Consider the following 15,153-nt stretch of genomic DNA (forward strand, 5'->3'; position numbering starts at 1 on the left):
GGGAGCACTTCACGTGCGTGCGATAGTGACCGGCGGCGCCGGCTTCCTTGGCAGTCATCTCTGCGAGCGGCTCCTCGGCGACGGCTATGAGGTCGTCTGCTTTGACAACTTCGTCACGGGTCGACCAGAGAATGTCGATCATCTGCTGGCCGATCGGCGTTTCCGACTTGTCAACCGGGATGTCACGGATTTCATCCACGTTTCCGGCCCGGTGGATGCGGTCCTGCACTTCGCCTCGCCGGCATCTCCGGTGGATTACTACGAGTTGCCGATCGAGACACTGAAGGTGGGGTCGCTCGGCACCTTCCACGCCCTCGGCCTGGCCCGGGAGAAGAACGCGCGTTTCCTGCTCGCGTCCACCTCGGAGTCCTACGGCGACCCGCTGGTCAACCCGCAGCCGGAGACGTACTGGGGAAACGTGAACCCGGTCGGTCCGCGCAGCGTCTACGACGAGGCGAAGCGCTTCGCGGAGGCGGTCACGATGGCCTACCGACGCAAGCACGGAGTCGACACGGCGATCGTGCGGATCTTCAACACCTACGGCCCGCGGATGCGGGTGGACGACGGACGGGCCATTCCCGCCTTCGTGTCACAGGCGCTGCGCGACGAGCCGATCACCGTCTCGGGCGACGGCTCGCAGACCCGCTCGATCTGCTATGTCGACGACCTCATCGACGGGATCGTCCGGTTGCTGCACTCCGACCTGGCCGGCCCGGTCAACATCGGCAACCCGCACGAGATGTCGATCCTCGACACCGCGCGACTCGTGCGTGATCTGTGTGGTTCGTCCGCGCCGATCACCTTCGTCCCCCGGCCGACCGACGATCCCTCGGTGCGTCAGCCCGACATCACCCAGGCTCGCACGCTGCTTGGCTGGGAGCCGAAAACGGAGCTGCACGACGGTCTGAACCGCACGATCTCGTGGTTCGCGGGTCAGCTCGCCGAGCGCCGCCAGAGCGTCGCCTGACCGCCGGGTGAACACCAGCCCGCCGGCTCACATCGGTGTGATTCACCGGTGGGCCGCTGCGCGACCAGGGCGTTATGTTGTCCCGGTTCCGGCTGGCCGGACGTCGGCCGCCGAGATGTCGACGACGAGGGTGCCAGCGGCGTGGATGAAGGGGGCGCGACGATGACGTCGACGCAGGCCACCAGAACGGTCCTGGTCACCGGGGCGACGGGATTCATCGGTTCGCACACCTGTGTGGACCTGCTGGCCGCGGGGCACCGGGTGATCGGAGTCGACAACTTCCTCAACTCCTCGCCCCGGGTGCTCGACCGGATCGGCAGGATCGCTGATCGTGAACTCGACTTCGTCCGCCTCGACGTGCGGGACCGGGCCGCCCTCGACGAGCTGTTCCGCCGCCAGCCGATCGACGCGGTGGTGCACTTCGCCGCGCGCAAGGCGGTCGGTGAGTCGGTCGAGATGCCGCTGGCCTACTACGACTCCAACGTGGGCGCGACCCTCGGGCTGCTGCACGTGATGGGCGAACACGGGGTGCGGGACCTGGTCTTCTCCTCGTCCTGCGCCATCCACGGCACGGTCGACAAGGTGCCGATCGCCGAGGACGCGCCGGTGCGTCCGACGAACCCGTACTCGCGCACGAAGTGGATCTGCGAGCAGATCCTCGCCGACCTGTGCGTCGCGGACCCGCGCTGGCACATCACCTCGCTGCGGTACTTCAACCCGGTCGGTGCGCACCCGTCCGGCCTGCTCGGAGAGGACCCGCGCGGCGTGCCGAACAACGTGATGCCCTACATCGCGCAGGTCGCGGTGGGACGCCGCGCCGAACTGTCCGTCTTCGGGGACGACTACCCGACCCCGGACGGCACCGGCGTGCGCGACTACATCCACGTGGTCGACCTGGCCCACGGCCACCGTCTCGCCCTGGGCCACCTTCGCGATGTCGCCGGGCACCGGGTCATCAACCTGGGCACCGGCCAGGGGACGTCCGTCCTGGAACTGCTCGCGGCCTTCTCCGCGGCCTGCGGACGAGAACTGCCCCGGCGCATCATGGCGCGCCGCGCCGGGGACGTCGCCGCCCTGGTGGCCGACCCGACGCTCGCCCGCGAGGCGCTTGGCTGGACGGCGCGCCACGACGTCGCCCAGATGTGCCGGGACGCCTGGGAGTTCCAGCGCCTCAACCCGACCGGATATGACGACGAGGGAGCCTGATGACCACGCCGGAGCGCCCTGACCAGGCAGCGGACCGCACGTCCCGACCGCGCCTGACGGTCATCGGAACCGGATATCTCGGCGCCACCCATGCCGTCTGCATGGCGGAGCTGGGATTCGAGGTACTCGCGGTCGACGTCGACCAGTCGAAGATCGAGCGGCTGTCCGCGGGCGAGATCCCGTTCTTCGAGCCCGATCTCGCCGACCTGCTACGGGCGAACCTGGCCACCGGTCGGCTGCGTTTCACCACCTCCTTCGAGGAGATCGCCGCGTTCGGCGACGTCCACTTCGTCTGCGTCGGCACTCCGCAGCAGGCCGGCGGCAACGGCGCGGACCTGAGCCACCTCAACGCCGCGATCGGGCGGCTGGCGCCGCTGCTGACCCGTCCCTGCCTGGTCGTCGGCAAGTCCACGGTGCCCGCCGGCACCGCCGCAGGCATCGCCCAGACCCTGGCCAGGCTCGCCCCTGCCAACCACACCAACGGCGCCGCCGCCGGGACGAACGGCGCCGCCGCCGGCTCCAACGGCGCCGCCGCCGCGCTCGGGGGCGTCCAGTTGGCCTGGAACCCGGAGTTCCTGCGGGAGGGCTTCGCGGTCGCCGACACCCTGCGACCGGACCGGCTGGTCTTCGGTGTGGCCTCGCCGGCCGCCGAAGGCGCGCTGCGGGCCGCGTTCGCCCCGGTGATCGCCCAGGGCGTCCCGGTGATCGTGACCGACTACGCCACCGCCGAACTGGTCAAGACCGCGGCCAACTCGTTCCTCGCGACGAAGATCTCCTTCATCAACGCGATGGCCGAGGTGTGTGAGGCCGTCGACGCCGACGTGCTGACGCTGGCCGAGGCGCTGTCCCACGATGTGCGCATCGGCGGGAACTTCCTGCGGCCCGGGGTGGGCTTCGGCGGTGGCTGCCTGCCCAAGGACATCCGCGCCTTCCAGGCCCGGGCCGATGAGCTCGGCGTCGGTGTCGCGCTGCGGTTCCTGGGCGAGATCGACAAGATCAACAACCGTCGGCGCGACCGGGTCGTCGAACTGCTGGCCGCGGCCCTCGACGGCACGCTCGCGCACCGTCGGCTGCTCGTGCTCGGCGCCGCGTTCAAACCGAACTCCGACGACGTGCGGGACTCGCCCGCCCTCGCCGTGGCCGACCTGCTGGCCCGCACCGGCGCGCAGGTCACCGTCGTCGACCCGGTGGCCACGCACAACGCCCGCCGGGCGCTGCCGACGGTCGCCTACAGCGACCGGGTCGAGGACAGCGTGGTCACCGGGGCGGACGCGGTCGTGCTGCTCACCGAATGGCGGCAGTTCGCCGAGCTTGACCCGGCCAGGCTGGGCCCGCTGATGCGTCGCCGGGTGGTCATCGACGCCCGGCACGCCCTGGACGGCGACCGCTGGCGGCAGGCCGGCTGGGTCTACCTGGCTCCCGGCCGGCCGACCGGGGTCATCCCCACCGGCGTCCCGGCCCAGTGGCCGGTGCCGACGTCCGCCGCGTCGACACCGCCCGCGCAGGTCGCCGCGGCCACCCGGGTGCCGGCCCACGCGCCACAGGTCGGCTAGGGCGATCGGCGGCCGGCGGCCGGCCGCAGCGCGGATCCCCGAGATGTGGATATCCACCGGTAGGGTACGAGGATGGTCCAGGAGAACGTGGCGGCGCCCGGCGACGCGCCGATCGTGCGGCCCCTGCCCATCAGCGGCTTTCCCGAATGGTTGCCCGAGGTCCGGGTCATCGAACAGCGCTGGCTCGACACGATCCGGCGGATCTTCGAGAGCTACGGGTTCTGCTCGGTGGAGACACCCTCGGTCGAGGCCCTCGACGTGCTGATGGCCAAGGGGGAGACCTCGCAGGAGGTCTACGCCCTGCGCCGGCTGCAGGCCGACGCCGACGACGACAGCGCCCGGCTCGGTCTGCACTTCGACCTCACCGTGCCGTTCGCCCGGTACGTCGCCGCGCACTTCAACGAGCTCGTCTTTCCGTTCAAGCGGTACCAGACGCAGCGGGTGTGGCGAGGCGAGCGGCCCCAGGAGGGCCGGTTCCGCGAGTTCACCCAGTGCGACATCGACGTCATCAACGTCGACCGGGTGCCGTTGCACTTCGACGCCGAACTGCCGCGGATCGTGCACGAGGTGCTCACGACCCTGGGTGTCCCACCGTGGACCCTCAACATCAACAACCGGAAGGTTCTGCAGGGTTTCTACGAGGGGCTCGGCGTCGCCGACCCGCTCGCGGTGATCCGCATCGTCGACCGGATGGACAAGATCGGCCGGGTCGGGGTCGGTGACCTGCTCGCGACGCGGGCCGGTCTCGCCCCGGACCAGGTCCAGGCCTGCCTGGACCTCGCCGCGATCCGGGTGGCCTCCGACGCCGAGGTGGTCGAGCGGGTTCGGGAGCTGCGGGTCAAGTCGGATCTGCTCGACGAAGGTCTGGATGAGCTCGCCGCCGTACTGGCCGACCTGGCCGATCTGCCCGCCGGCAGCGTGGTCGCCGACCTGTCGATCGCCCGCGGCCTCGACTACTACACCGGCACCGTCTACGAGGCGAAGTTCGTGGACTGGCCGGACTTCGGCAGCATCTGCTCCGGCGGGCGCTACGAGAACCTGGCCGGTTCGTTCATCCGCCGCAGCCTGCCCGGCGTCGGCATCTCGATCGGTCTGACCCGTATCTTCGCGAAGCTGCTCGCCGAGGGGCTGCTGACGCTGGGCCCGGCAAGCCCCGCCGACGTGCTCGTCGTCATCCCGTCGGCGGCCCGCCGGGCGGCGGCGCTGTCCACCGCGGCGCAGCTGCGCGGGCGCGGCCTGCGGGTGGAGACCTACCACCAGCCCGACAAGCTGGCCAAACAGGTCCGGTACGCGGTGCGCAAGGGCATCGGCCACGTCTGGTTCCCCCCGTTCGACGACGGCCGTGACCACGAGGTCAAGGATCTGACCACCGGCGACCAGACCACCGCCGACCCGACCGGATGGACGCCGCCGAGCGCCTGAACCGATCCGGCCGATCTGGCAGGTCGGTCGGCCCGGATGCGCGCGGCGGGGGTGCCGCCGCGCCATCGCGGGAGGGCCGCCCGCCGCCGCGGGCCCGGTGGCCGGGGGGTGACGGGGGCGAAGACCCCCGGCCAGGCCGGGTCTCGCCGCGGGTGCGGGCGATGCGGACACCTGCCGTTTGGGGAGCGGCGAGGCGTCCATCTCCGGTGTACCACGCGTCGCGGGGGGCCCAACCGTCGCGCGTCGATCGCGTGACCGGACGGGTAAGTGGATGCCGACACCGGCCCGCTTGGGCGATTGCTGGCCGGCTCGGCGCATTGCTGGCCCTGATCGACGGATTGCCGGACGCTCGACCGGATGCGGCGGTTCGCGGGGTGACGCCAGCGTCTACCGTTGGGAGGTCCGTGCCCGATCCCGGGTCGCGGGTCGGATGGAGGTGGCAGTGTCGCAGCCGGCAGCCGAACCGGTGCCCGGGTCGGAGTCCAGGGACGGCGCCGTACCAGCGCCGGTCCGCCCGCGGGTCCAGGTGATCGCGAAGACGGAGTTCCTCCCACCGTCGGACGTCCCCTGGAGCACCGATGCCGACGGTGGTCAGGCGCTGGCCGAGTTCGCCGGCCGGGCCTGCTACCAGAGCTGGAGCAAGCCGAACCCGGCGACCGCGACGAACGCCGGCTACCTGCGCCACATCCTTGACGTCGGGCATCTGTCGGTCCTGGAACACGGCACCGTCACGCTCTACGTCACCGGGGTGTCCCGCAGCCTCACCCACGAGCTGGTCCGCCACCGGCACTTCTCCTACAGCCAGCTGTCGCAGCGCTACGTCCCCGAGCGGGACGCCGCCGTCGTCGAACCCGAGGTGGTCGCCGCCGACCCGGCGCTGCACGCGCTGTTCCAGCAGGCCACGGCCGCCTCCCTGGCCGCCTACGGTGAACTGCTGGAAGGCCTGGAGAAGCACTTCGCCGACGTCTCCGCGCCGACCTCCAGGCGTAAGCAGGCCCGCCAGGCAGCCCGTTCGGTGCTGCCGAACGCGACCGAGACGCGGATCGTGGTCACCGGCAACTACCGGGCCTGGCGGCACTTCATCGCGATGCGGGCCAGCGAGCACGCCGACGTGGAGATCCGCGGCCTGGCCGTGACGATCCTGCGGGAGCTGCAGGCCGTGGCGTCGAACGTGTTCGCCGACTTCCGCATCTCCACTCTCGACGACGGCACCGAGGTCGCCTCCAGCCCGCTGGTCGGCGAGGGCTGACCACCCGCGGCCCGCTCCCCGGTCCAGGTTGACCCACAGTGAGGGAATGTACCGTTCAAGTCAGGTAATGTCCTGACCTGTGGCAGGCATGCCTGGTGGTGCGAGCGGCGCGGGCGGGCGTCCTGGTCTCGGGCGGCCGTGGCGGTGGCGTCGACGCGACGACGCCGCCCACGCCTCGGTGCTCGACCTCACCGACGTCGACGAGGTCACGATGACCCTGCTCGCCCCACCCCCGCGCTACCAGGGGCTGCGGCGCCGGGTCGTCGACCAGTTCACCCTGGTCAGCGCCAACCGCTGCCGGCTGGCCCGGTCGGTCAACTGGGGTCCGCTGGACGAGGTGCTCACCGAGGTCGTCCCGGCCACCGGGGCCGGCCGCGTCGACACGTCCGGTCGGCTCCCCGCAGAGGTCAGCGTCCTGGTGCCGGTCTCGACCCTGTCCAAACGCGCCCTGGTGGCCTTCGACCTCGTCGGTCCGGGTGGCACCGACGCCCATCTGATGCCGTACGGCACCTCCGTCGCGGTACAGGGCAACCTGGTCGCACGGCTCGCCGACGCGGCCGGCGTCCCCCTGGAGATGCCGGCCCGCCGCGTCGTGGACGCGATCTCGCGCTTTCGGCCCGGCCGGCTCTCGGGTAACTATCCGGGCCTGCTTCCCCCCGCCGGTCGGCCGGTGCGTCCGGACGCCCTCGCGGCCTACCTCGCCCTCGAGGCCGACCTCGACGTACCGCGGCCGCGGCTGGCCCGCTGGGGCGAACTCGTCGCCGACACCGAGCGGGTGCTCGCGACCGCGTTGGCCGAGCCGTTCGACGCGCTGAGCAGCGCCGAGACCCTGCTGCTCGCGGTCGGTGAGCTCTGGCGTGACCCGGACGTCCCCGACGGGCTCGATCCGGACGCGATCGAGGGCTATCTCGGCGCGTTCGTCACCTGGGTCGACGCGCTGGTGCTGGCCGGCCCGCCCGCCGAGCCGGTGCTGACCACCGTCGCGGAGTACGGCCGGCGCTGGGAGGCGCTGGCGGCCATCACCGTGGACCCGTACCGACCGTTCCTGATCAAGTCGAGCGAGGAGCTGCGGACCGTCCTGGTACGCGGTCGTGCGGTACCCGGTGGGCCTGGTCCCGGTGGGCCTGGTCAGGGTGGGCCTGGTCAGGGTGGGGGCGCTGGCGGGTCCGGGGTCGCCCGGTGGTCGGCGCGTTGGCGGGCCGCGCTGCGCCCCGCGGCGCTGATCGATGTCGAGTCCGCCGGCACCGGCAGCTACCACGTCAGCATCGGCACCGACGACACGTCCATCGAACTGGACACTCCGGTGATGGTCGACCAGTTCGGCGATCCGGTCGGCCACACCTACATCGAGGATCTGCAGCGCAACCGGGAGGTCTTCGCCTTCTACACCACCGACGCCCGCCGCCCGCCGCGATCTCGGCTGGTGGTCCGGCTCAGCGTGTCGGCGGACGTCAGCCGGGTGACCGCGGCGGTCGGTCTGCTGATGCTGCTCACCGTCGTGGTGTCGGTGCTGCCGATCGATCTCGCCCCGGACGCGGTCGCTGTGATCACCCTTCCGTCGTCGTTCGCGGCGACGCTGCTGCTCACCCGTGAGCGCTCCAGCCTGGCCGCGTGGGTGCTCGGCCCGGCGAAGACAGCCCTGCTCATGCTGCTGGTCGCCCTGGCCGTGCTGGCCGGTGCGCGGGCCGCCGGGTGGCGCGCCCCGGCGGAGACCGGCTCGCCCTCGGGGGTGCGGGCGGGGGCGCTGACGGCCCCGGCCGAGGTGTCGGCGGGGCCGCTCGGAGCGCCGCTGGCATCATCCGGGCCGCGGATGGAGTCCGGATAACCGGTTGCCACCATCCTCGACCGGCTTCGTGGCGGTACTCTGAAGGCCCCCAAGCGGCTGACGGGACGGTGGCGGATGCCGAAGAACTACGGCCCGGGTGTCGCCCTTGGCGCATCACGGGCCGGCGGGCTGCGGTCGCTGGTACGTCTCGGGCGTCGGGAACTGTGGCTGCGGCTGGATCGCAACATGCTGGGTGCTGGCGGGCAGGGAGCCGACCGGGCGACCCGTTCGCCCGGTCGGGTATCCGGAGGGTCAGTGCGCGCCCACTGAACGTTGAGATGCGTCGATCGTCCCCGGGGCGCGGCTCGGGGGCGGGTCGGTGTTGCTCGACTGCGGGCGGCCCGGGCTTCGTGGCTCGCCGCCGGCAGGTGCCCCATGGGCGCCCGTTGTGGGCGGATGCGCACCATGGGTGACACGCCGGTCTGGCCGGCGTGGCCGGCTCGATGGACGATGGGCCGGCCATCTGATGCGCGGATCGGTGTGTGCTCGAAGCGTGGACTGGTGGAGACGGTGAATGTGGGTTCGGTGGGCCGTGCGATGTGAGCCGGCCGGAAGAGACGATTGTCGGAGGTGCGCTCTAGCGTGACCGGTATGTCAGTGTTGCCGCCGGCGCCGTTCGGGCGCATGATCACGGCAATGATCACGCCGTTCGGGGCGGATGGTGCCCTGGACGAGGCGGGCGCCGCCGCGCTCGCGACCCACCTGGTCGAGATGGGCAACGAGGCGCTCGTCGTCAACGGCACCACAGGCGAGTCGCCGACCACGAGCGATGCCGAGAAGGCCCGGCTGATCCGGGTCGTCGCGGAGGCGGTCGGTGGGCGCGCCCGGGTGGTCGCCGGGGTCGGCACCAACGACACCGCGCACTCCGTCGAACTCGCCCGCGCCGCCGTGGCGGCCGGTGCTGACGGGCTGCTCGTGGTGGCGCCCTACTACAGTCGGCCACCGCAGGCGGGCCTGCTGCGCCATTTCACCCTCGTCGCCGACGCGACCGACCTGCCCGTCATGATCTATGACATCCCGGTCCGGACGGGGGTGCCGGTCGAATCCGAGACGCTGCTGCGTCTGGCCGAGCATCCACGCATCGTCGCCGTCAAGGACGCCAAGGACGACCTGGCCGCCTCCTCCCGAGTGCTGGCCCGTAGCGACCTGGCCTATTACGCCGGCACCGACGCGCTCACCCTGCCACTGCTGTCAATCGGCGGCTGCGGAGTGATCAGCGTCGTGTCACATGTGGCGACCCGCGCCATCCGCACCATGATCGAGTCCTTCGCCGCGGGTGATGCCACCCGGGCTCGGGCACTGCACGAGGCACTACTGCCCGCTTTCGAGGGCATCTTCCGCAGTCAGGGGGTGATCCTCGCGAAGGCGGCGCTGGCGGCCGCGGGCCTGCCCGCTGGGCCGGTCCGCCCGCCCCTGGTCGACGCGACGCCCGCCGAGATCACCCAGTTGCGTGTCGACCTCGCTGCCGTGCCCGGCCTGGATGTCACCCTCGCGCCCGAATCAGCCCACGGCCATCGATATGCCGTCGTCGCAGCGGGAGAGTCCGCATGAGCCATCCGCACCCTGAGTACGGACCCCCGCCGGCGTTGCGCGCCGACGGTCTGCGCATCATCCCGCTCGGCGGGGTGGGCGAGATCGGTCGCAACATGACGGTCTTCGAACACGCCGGCCGGCTGTTGATCGTCGACTGCGGTGTCCTGTTCCCCGAGGACTTCCAGCCCGGCGTCGACCTGATCCTGCCGGACTTCACCGCCATTCGGGACCGTCTCAACGACATCGACGCGCTGATCCTCACCCACGCGCACGAGGACCACATCGGCGCCGTCCCCTACCTGTTGCGTGAACGTCGCGACATTCCGATCATCGGCACCCGGCTCACCCTGGCGCTGCTGACGGCCAAGCTCGCCGAGCACCGGATCAAGGCGGTCACGCAGGAGATCCGGGAGGAGGAGCGGCACAACTACGGCCCGTTCGAGTGCGAGTTCTTCGCGGTCAACCACTCGATTCCGGACGCCGTCGCCGTGGCCATCCGCACCGACGCCGGCCTTGTGCTGCACACCGGCGACTTCAAGATGGACCAGCTGCCCCTGGACGGGCGTCTGACCGACCTCGGCGGTTTCGCCCGGCTCGGCCGCGAAGGTGTCGACCTGCTGCTGTCCGACTCGACGAACGCCGAGGTCCCAGGGTTCGTCACCTCGGAGCGGGAGATCGCCCCCGTGCTCGACGGGGTGTTCCGGGACGCGACCAGGCGGATCATCGTCGCCTGCTTCTCCAGCCATGTGCACCGGGTGCAGCAGGTCCTCGAGGCCGCCGAGGCGCATGGCCGTTCGGTGTGCTTCGTCGGGCGCTCGATGCTGCGCAACATGGGTGTCGCCCGTGACCTGGGGCTGCTGCGGGTGCCACCGGGTCTCGTCGTCGACCTGCGTGACCTCGATTCGCTGCCCGACCGCAACATCTGCCTGGTCTCCACCGGTTCGCAGGGTGAGCCGTTGTCGGCACTGTCGCGGATGGCCAACCGGGACCACCAGATCCGGATCGAGACCGGTGACACGGTCGTGCTCGCCTCCAGCCTCATCCCCGGCAACGAGAACGCCGTCTTCCGGGTCATCAACGGGCTCACCCGCCACGGTGCGCGGGTCGTCCACAAGGGTGTCGCCAAGGTCCACACCTCGGGCCACGCGCCGGCCGGTGAACTGCTGTACGTGCTGAACGCGACCAGGCCGTCCAACGTCATGCCCGTGCACGGCGAGTGGCGTCACCTGCGCGCGCACGCCAAGCTCGCCGAGGCCACCGGTGTGCCCGCCGACCACGTCGTGCTCGCCGAGGACGGCATGGTCATCGACCTGCTCGACGGTCGGGCCCGGATCACCGGAGTGGTCCCCTGCGGTTATGTCTACGTCGACGGCGCCGCCGTCGGCGATGTCGGGGAGCCGAGCCTGAAGGACCGGCGCATCCTCGGCGAGGAGGGCTTCATCACGATCACCGTCGTGGTGGACGCCGCGGCCGGCAAGGTCGTCGTCGGGCCGGACATGTCGGCCCGCGGGTTCACCGATTCGCGTAGCACCTTCGACCCGGTGGCGAAACTCGTCGCCGACGCCCTCGCCGACGCGATGCGCACCGGTATGAACGACACCGCCGCGCTGCAGCAACTCGTGCGGCGGACCGTTGGCCGTTGGGTGAACGAGAACTACCGCCGCCGCCCCATGATCCTTCCGGTGGTGCTGGAGGTCTGAGCGGCGCGTGCCGCCGCACGCGCCGCGGCACGCCCGGTTCGTCGGGGTTGCAGTGACTAGGCCTCCTTCCTGTGTACCGTTTCGACGGTGGCCACACGGACTAGTGGCGCGCGGGCGCGTGCGCAGACGGGGACGGCCACGCCCCGACCTGGGGGCGGCGGACGTCAGGGCGGCAAGGCTCGCCCGCCAGCACGACCGGCGGCCCGGCCAGCCCGGCCTACCCGGCCGCCGCTGTCGTTGCTGATCGGGCAGGTTGTCGTACGCACCTGCTACCGGTCATGGATGTCGGTGGCGACGCTGCTCGGCACGGTGCTGCGGCACACCGGGCGCAATGCGCGCGATCTGCGCATCGATCCGGCCCACCGGCGGGACGGGCTGGGTCTGGCCGCCTTCGGCGGTGCGATCCTCGCCGTCGCCGCGGTGTGGTTCGCCGCCGGCGGGCCGGTCGGCGACTTCGTGGCCGGCACGCTTGAGCTGTTCGTCGGCGCCGGTGCCTGGATGCTGCCCCTGTTCGGTCTGGGCGCCGCCTGGCGGCTGGTCCGCTCGCCGACCGACCCCGACAGCCGCGGCCGTGTGGTGATCGGCTGGTCGGCGTTCGCGGTCGGCGCGCTCGGCGTGGTGCACATCGCTCGTGGCCTGCCGGATCTCGGCGACGGGCTGAGCCGGGTGCGGGGTGCCGGCGGCCTCGTCGGTCTGATCGGCGGGCTGCCCCTGGCCAGCGCCGTGACCCCCATGATCGCCGTCCCGTTGCTGGTACTGCTCGCGCTGTTCGGCGTCCTGGTGATCACCGCGACCCCGATTCGTCAGGTCCCGGAACGCCTGATCGCCCTCGTCGACCGGCTCACCGCCGGTGTCCGCGAGCCGCGTGCCGGTCAGGACCCCGAGCCCGAGGCCGACTACGACGAGGAGTTCCACGCCGCCCCCGCCGCTGCGGCTGTCTCCGCACCCGTCGAGGTGTACGACGTCGAGGCCGACCGGCCAGCCGGTCGCCGTGGCTCCCGGCGCCGTCAGCCAGCCCCCGACCCGGTGGCCGCCGCCTCCGCGGACGTCGGCCTGGATCTGTTCGGCGAGGTCGCCGGCCCCGAGGCCGACACCGGCTACGCCACACCGGAACCCGCTCAGCCCGCCGCGGCCGCCCCGGCGCCCAGCCCGCGTCGGCGGGAGCGGGCCGCGAAGGCGACCGCGGGTGCCGCCGACACGGCGACCGGCCTGCCTGCCGCCGCCGAACAGATCGAGTTCCTGGTGCCACCGGGCGAGGGCGACTACGTGCTGCCGTCCCCGACGTTGCTGCGGTCCGGGACACCGCCGAAGGTCCGTTCCGCGGCGACCGACACGGTGATCGCCTCGCTGACCGACGTGTTCGCCCAGTTCAAGGTCGACGCCCGGGTCACCGGCTTCACCCGCGGCCCGACAGTGACCCGTTACGAGGTCGAACTCGGCGCGGCGGTGAAGGTCGAACGCATCACCCAGCTGGGAAAGAACATCGCCTATGCCGTGAAGAGCCCGGACGTGCGGATCATCAGCCCGATCCCGGGCAAGAGCGCCGTCGGCGTCGAGATCCCGAACACCGACCGGGAGCTGGTGTCCCTCGGCGACGTGCTGCGCAGCGGTGAGGCGCTTGGCAACTCCCATCCGCTGGTCGTGGGCCTTGGCAAGGACATCGAGGGCGGCTACGTCCTGGCGAACCTCGCGAAGATGCCGCACATCCTCATCGCGGGCGCGACCGGCGCGGGCAAGTCGACCTGCATCAACACGCTGATCACGTCGGTGCTGGCCCGGGCGACCCCCGATCAGGTCCGGATGGTGCTGGTCGACCCCAAACGCGTGGAGCTCACCAGCTACCAGGGCATCCCGCACCTGATCACCCCGATCATCACGAGCCCGAAGAAGGCCGCGGACGCGCTGCAGTGGGTCGTGAAGGAGATGGAGAACCGCTACGAGGACCTCGCCGCCTGCGGAGTACGTCATGTCGATGACTTCAACCGCAAGGTGCGCTCCGGCGAGATCGTCGCCCCGCCAGGTTCCGAGCGGGTGTACACCCCGTACCCGTACATCCTGACCATCGTCGACGAGCTCGCCGACCTGATGATGGTCGCCCCGCGCGACGTCGAGGACGCCATCTGCCGGATCACGGCGATGGCCCGCGCCGTCGGCATCCACCTGGTCCTCGCCACGCAGCGTCCCTCGGTGGATGTCGTCACCGGCCTGATCAAGGCGAACGTCCCGTCCCGCCTGGCGTTCGCGACCGCCTCCCTCGCCGACAGTCGCACCATCCTCGACCAGGCCGGCGCCGAGAAGCTCGTCGGCCTCGGCGACGCCCTGTTCCTGCCGATGGGCGCCGGTAAGCCGGCGCGCATCCAGGGCGCCTTCGTCTCCGAGGACGAGATCGCCGCCATCGTCGACCACACCAAGGAACAGGCCCCGCCCGCGTTCCGGGTGGACGTGTTCGATCCGGGCAGCGAGCCGAAGAAGGACATCGACGAGGAGATCGGCGATGACCTGGCCCTGTTCCTGCAAGCCGTGGAGCTCGTCGTCAGCACCCAGTTCGGCTCGACGTCGATGCTGCAGCGCAAACTGCGGGTCGGCTTCGCCAAGGCCGGCCGCCTGATGGACCTGATGGAAAGCCGCGGCATCGTCGGCGCCAGCGAGGGCTCCAAGGCCCGCGACGTGCTGGTCATGCCCGACGAACTGGAAGGCCTGCTCACCACCCTGCGAGCCGGCTGACTGGGGGAGCACGCCCGGGTGAGTCCGCTTTCAGCGCCGGGTCGGGAACCGTACACTCGCACCCGGGTGCCTCCACTGTAGTAGGCAGCAACGGACGGTGCGGAGGTCACGTCATGCAGTCCGTGGACGATCCGCAGCCGGCCAGCGCCGGCTCGCAGCTCGCCGCGGCCCGCCGCGAACGTGGCCTGACAGTCGATGAGGTCAGCGAGCGCACGCGGGTCCGGGTCACGTTGATCGAAGAGATCGAGCGAGACGACTACGCGCACTGCGGCGGCACGGTGTACGCCCGTGGTCACCTCCGCAGCATCGCGACGACTCTGGGTCTTGAGCCCGGCCCAGTACTGGCCGCCTACGACGCAACCCATGAGTCGGTGGCCGGCCCGGTTCTCGTTGTCCCCCCGGGTGAGTTCGATCCGCTGCGCGGATCCTCCCGTGGCGGCGGCCGTACCTTCCGCTGGGGCACCGCCATGATTGTTTCTCTGCTGGCAGTGTGCCTGGTCGCCATCGTCATCCTCCTGTTGCCCGGTGGCGATTCGTCTGACTCGTCTGACTCTGCGCGCCAAGGTCAGCCGAGCACCCCAGCGAGCGAGCCCGCGGCCCCGCCGCCGTCGGCCAGTGCTCCGCCACCCACCACTTCCGCTCCCGCCGGGGTGAATCTCGTGCTGACCACTCCAGAAGCCCAGAGCTGGCTGGAGGTTCGCGACGATCAGAGTCACATTCTTCTCTCGCAGCTACTCCAGTCCGGAGATTCCCGCACAATCACCGCTCCCGGCGCACTGCGCATTCGGATGGGCAATGCCGGCGCTGTCGCCCTGTCCTGCAACGGCCGGGCACTCGGTTCTTCCGGCGGTGAGGGCCAGGTGGTCACGATCACCGTTAGCGCGGCGGACTCCGGCGGCTGCGAGGTAGGCGACGGCGGCGGTGGCCCGGCCGCGCTCGCCACCGCACCGTCGACCAGTGTCAACTGACCTGCC

At 71.2% G+C, this 15,153-nt stretch carries 11 protein-coding genes; all 11 read left to right on the forward strand.

Annotated features, from left to right (window positions below):
- The first annotated feature begins 13 nt into the window (after window positions 1–13).
- Entirely contained in the window at window positions 14–967 is a 954-nt protein-coding gene (locus MXD59_RS10565; protein WP_248824524.1) for a UDP-glucuronic acid decarboxylase family protein, read from the forward strand.
- A 162-nt stretch (window positions 968–1,129) separates the two neighbouring features.
- Entirely contained in the window at window positions 1,130–2,173 is a 1,044-nt protein-coding gene (galE, locus tag MXD59_RS10570) for a UDP-glucose 4-epimerase GalE (RefSeq protein WP_248824525.1), read from the forward strand.
- Complete coding sequence (locus MXD59_RS10575; protein ID WP_248824526.1) at window positions 2,173–3,726, forward strand: UDP-glucose dehydrogenase family protein; 1,554 nt, start codon at window positions 2,173–2,175, stop codon at window positions 3,724–3,726. The genes galE and MXD59_RS10575 overlap by 1 nt, the downstream gene beginning before the upstream one ends.
- A 72-nt stretch (window positions 3,727–3,798) precedes the next feature.
- On the forward strand, window positions 3,799–5,148 hold the full coding sequence (hisS, locus tag MXD59_RS10580; protein ID WP_248824527.1) for a histidine--tRNA ligase: 1,350 nt from the start codon (window positions 3,799–3,801) through the stop codon (window positions 5,146–5,148).
- Window positions 5,149–5,578: 430 nt separating this feature from the next.
- Window positions 5,579–6,397 (forward strand): FAD-dependent thymidylate synthase, encoded by an 819-nt coding sequence (gene thyX / locus MXD59_RS10585; RefSeq protein WP_283096667.1) that lies wholly within the window; start codon window positions 5,579–5,581, stop codon window positions 6,395–6,397.
- An 88-nt stretch (window positions 6,398–6,485) separates the two neighbouring features.
- Window positions 6,486–8,222: a hypothetical protein gene (locus tag MXD59_RS10590; RefSeq protein WP_248824528.1), complete on the forward strand. Its 1,737-nt coding sequence runs from the start codon at window positions 6,486–6,488 to the stop codon at window positions 8,220–8,222.
- A gap of 75 nt (window positions 8,223–8,297) precedes the next feature.
- Complete coding sequence (locus MXD59_RS10595; RefSeq protein ID WP_248824529.1) at window positions 8,298–8,492, forward strand: hypothetical protein; 195 nt, start codon at window positions 8,298–8,300, stop codon at window positions 8,490–8,492.
- A 321-nt stretch (window positions 8,493–8,813) separates the two neighbouring features.
- Entirely contained in the window at window positions 8,814–9,773 is a 960-nt protein-coding gene (gene dapA / locus MXD59_RS10600; protein ID WP_248824530.1) for a 4-hydroxy-tetrahydrodipicolinate synthase, read from the forward strand.
- Complete coding sequence (locus tag MXD59_RS10605) at window positions 9,770–11,455, forward strand: ribonuclease J (protein WP_248824531.1); 1,686 nt, start codon at window positions 9,770–9,772, stop codon at window positions 11,453–11,455. Before dapA ends, MXD59_RS10605 begins: the two co-directional genes overlap by 4 nt.
- A 282-nt stretch (window positions 11,456–11,737) precedes the next feature.
- The gene (locus MXD59_RS10610; protein ID WP_225437886.1) at window positions 11,738–14,179 is read left to right on the forward strand and encodes an FtsK/SpoIIIE family DNA translocase; all 2,442 of its coding nucleotides are present in this window, start codon (window positions 11,738–11,740) and stop codon (window positions 14,177–14,179) included.
- A 113-nt stretch (window positions 14,180–14,292) separates the two neighbouring features.
- Window positions 14,293–15,147, forward strand: coding sequence for a helix-turn-helix domain-containing protein (locus MXD59_RS10615; RefSeq protein WP_248824532.1), 855 nt, complete (start codon window positions 14,293–14,295; stop codon window positions 15,145–15,147).
- The last annotated feature ends 6 nt before the right edge of the window (window positions 15,148–15,153 follow it).

The organism is Frankia umida (genome assembly GCF_023242945.1).
Classification (GTDB): domain Bacteria; phylum Actinomycetota; class Actinomycetes; order Frankiales; family Frankiaceae; genus Frankia; species Frankia umida.

Excerpts from the sequence above, each read along its gene's own strand:
- galE (WP_248824525.1), top strand. The coding sequence starts at position 1,130 with ATGACGTCGACGCAGGCCACCAGAACGGTCCTGGTCACCGGGGCGACG.
- MXD59_RS10575 (WP_248824526.1), top strand. The coding sequence starts at position 2,173 with ATGACCACGCCGGAGCGCCCTGACCAGGCAGCGGACCGCACGTCCCGA.
- hisS (WP_248824527.1), top strand. The coding sequence starts at position 3,799 with ATGGTCCAGGAGAACGTGGCGGCGCCCGGCGACGCGCCGATCGTGCGG.
- thyX (WP_283096667.1), top strand. The coding sequence starts at position 5,579 with ATGGAGGTGGCAGTGTCGCAGCCGGCAGCCGAACCGGTGCCCGGGTCG.
- MXD59_RS10590 (WP_248824528.1), top strand. The coding sequence starts at position 6,486 with ATGCCTGGTGGTGCGAGCGGCGCGGGCGGGCGTCCTGGTCTCGGGCGG.
- MXD59_RS10595 (WP_248824529.1), top strand. The coding sequence starts at position 8,298 with ATGCCGAAGAACTACGGCCCGGGTGTCGCCCTTGGCGCATCACGGGCC.
- dapA (WP_248824530.1), top strand. The coding sequence starts at position 8,814 with ATGTCAGTGTTGCCGCCGGCGCCGTTCGGGCGCATGATCACGGCAATG.
- MXD59_RS10605 (WP_248824531.1), top strand. The coding sequence starts at position 9,770 with ATGAGCCATCCGCACCCTGAGTACGGACCCCCGCCGGCGTTGCGCGCC.
- MXD59_RS10610 (WP_225437886.1), top strand. The coding sequence starts at position 11,738 with ATGTCGGTGGCGACGCTGCTCGGCACGGTGCTGCGGCACACCGGGCGC.
- MXD59_RS10615 (WP_248824532.1), top strand. The coding sequence starts at position 14,293 with ATGCAGTCCGTGGACGATCCGCAGCCGGCCAGCGCCGGCTCGCAGCTC.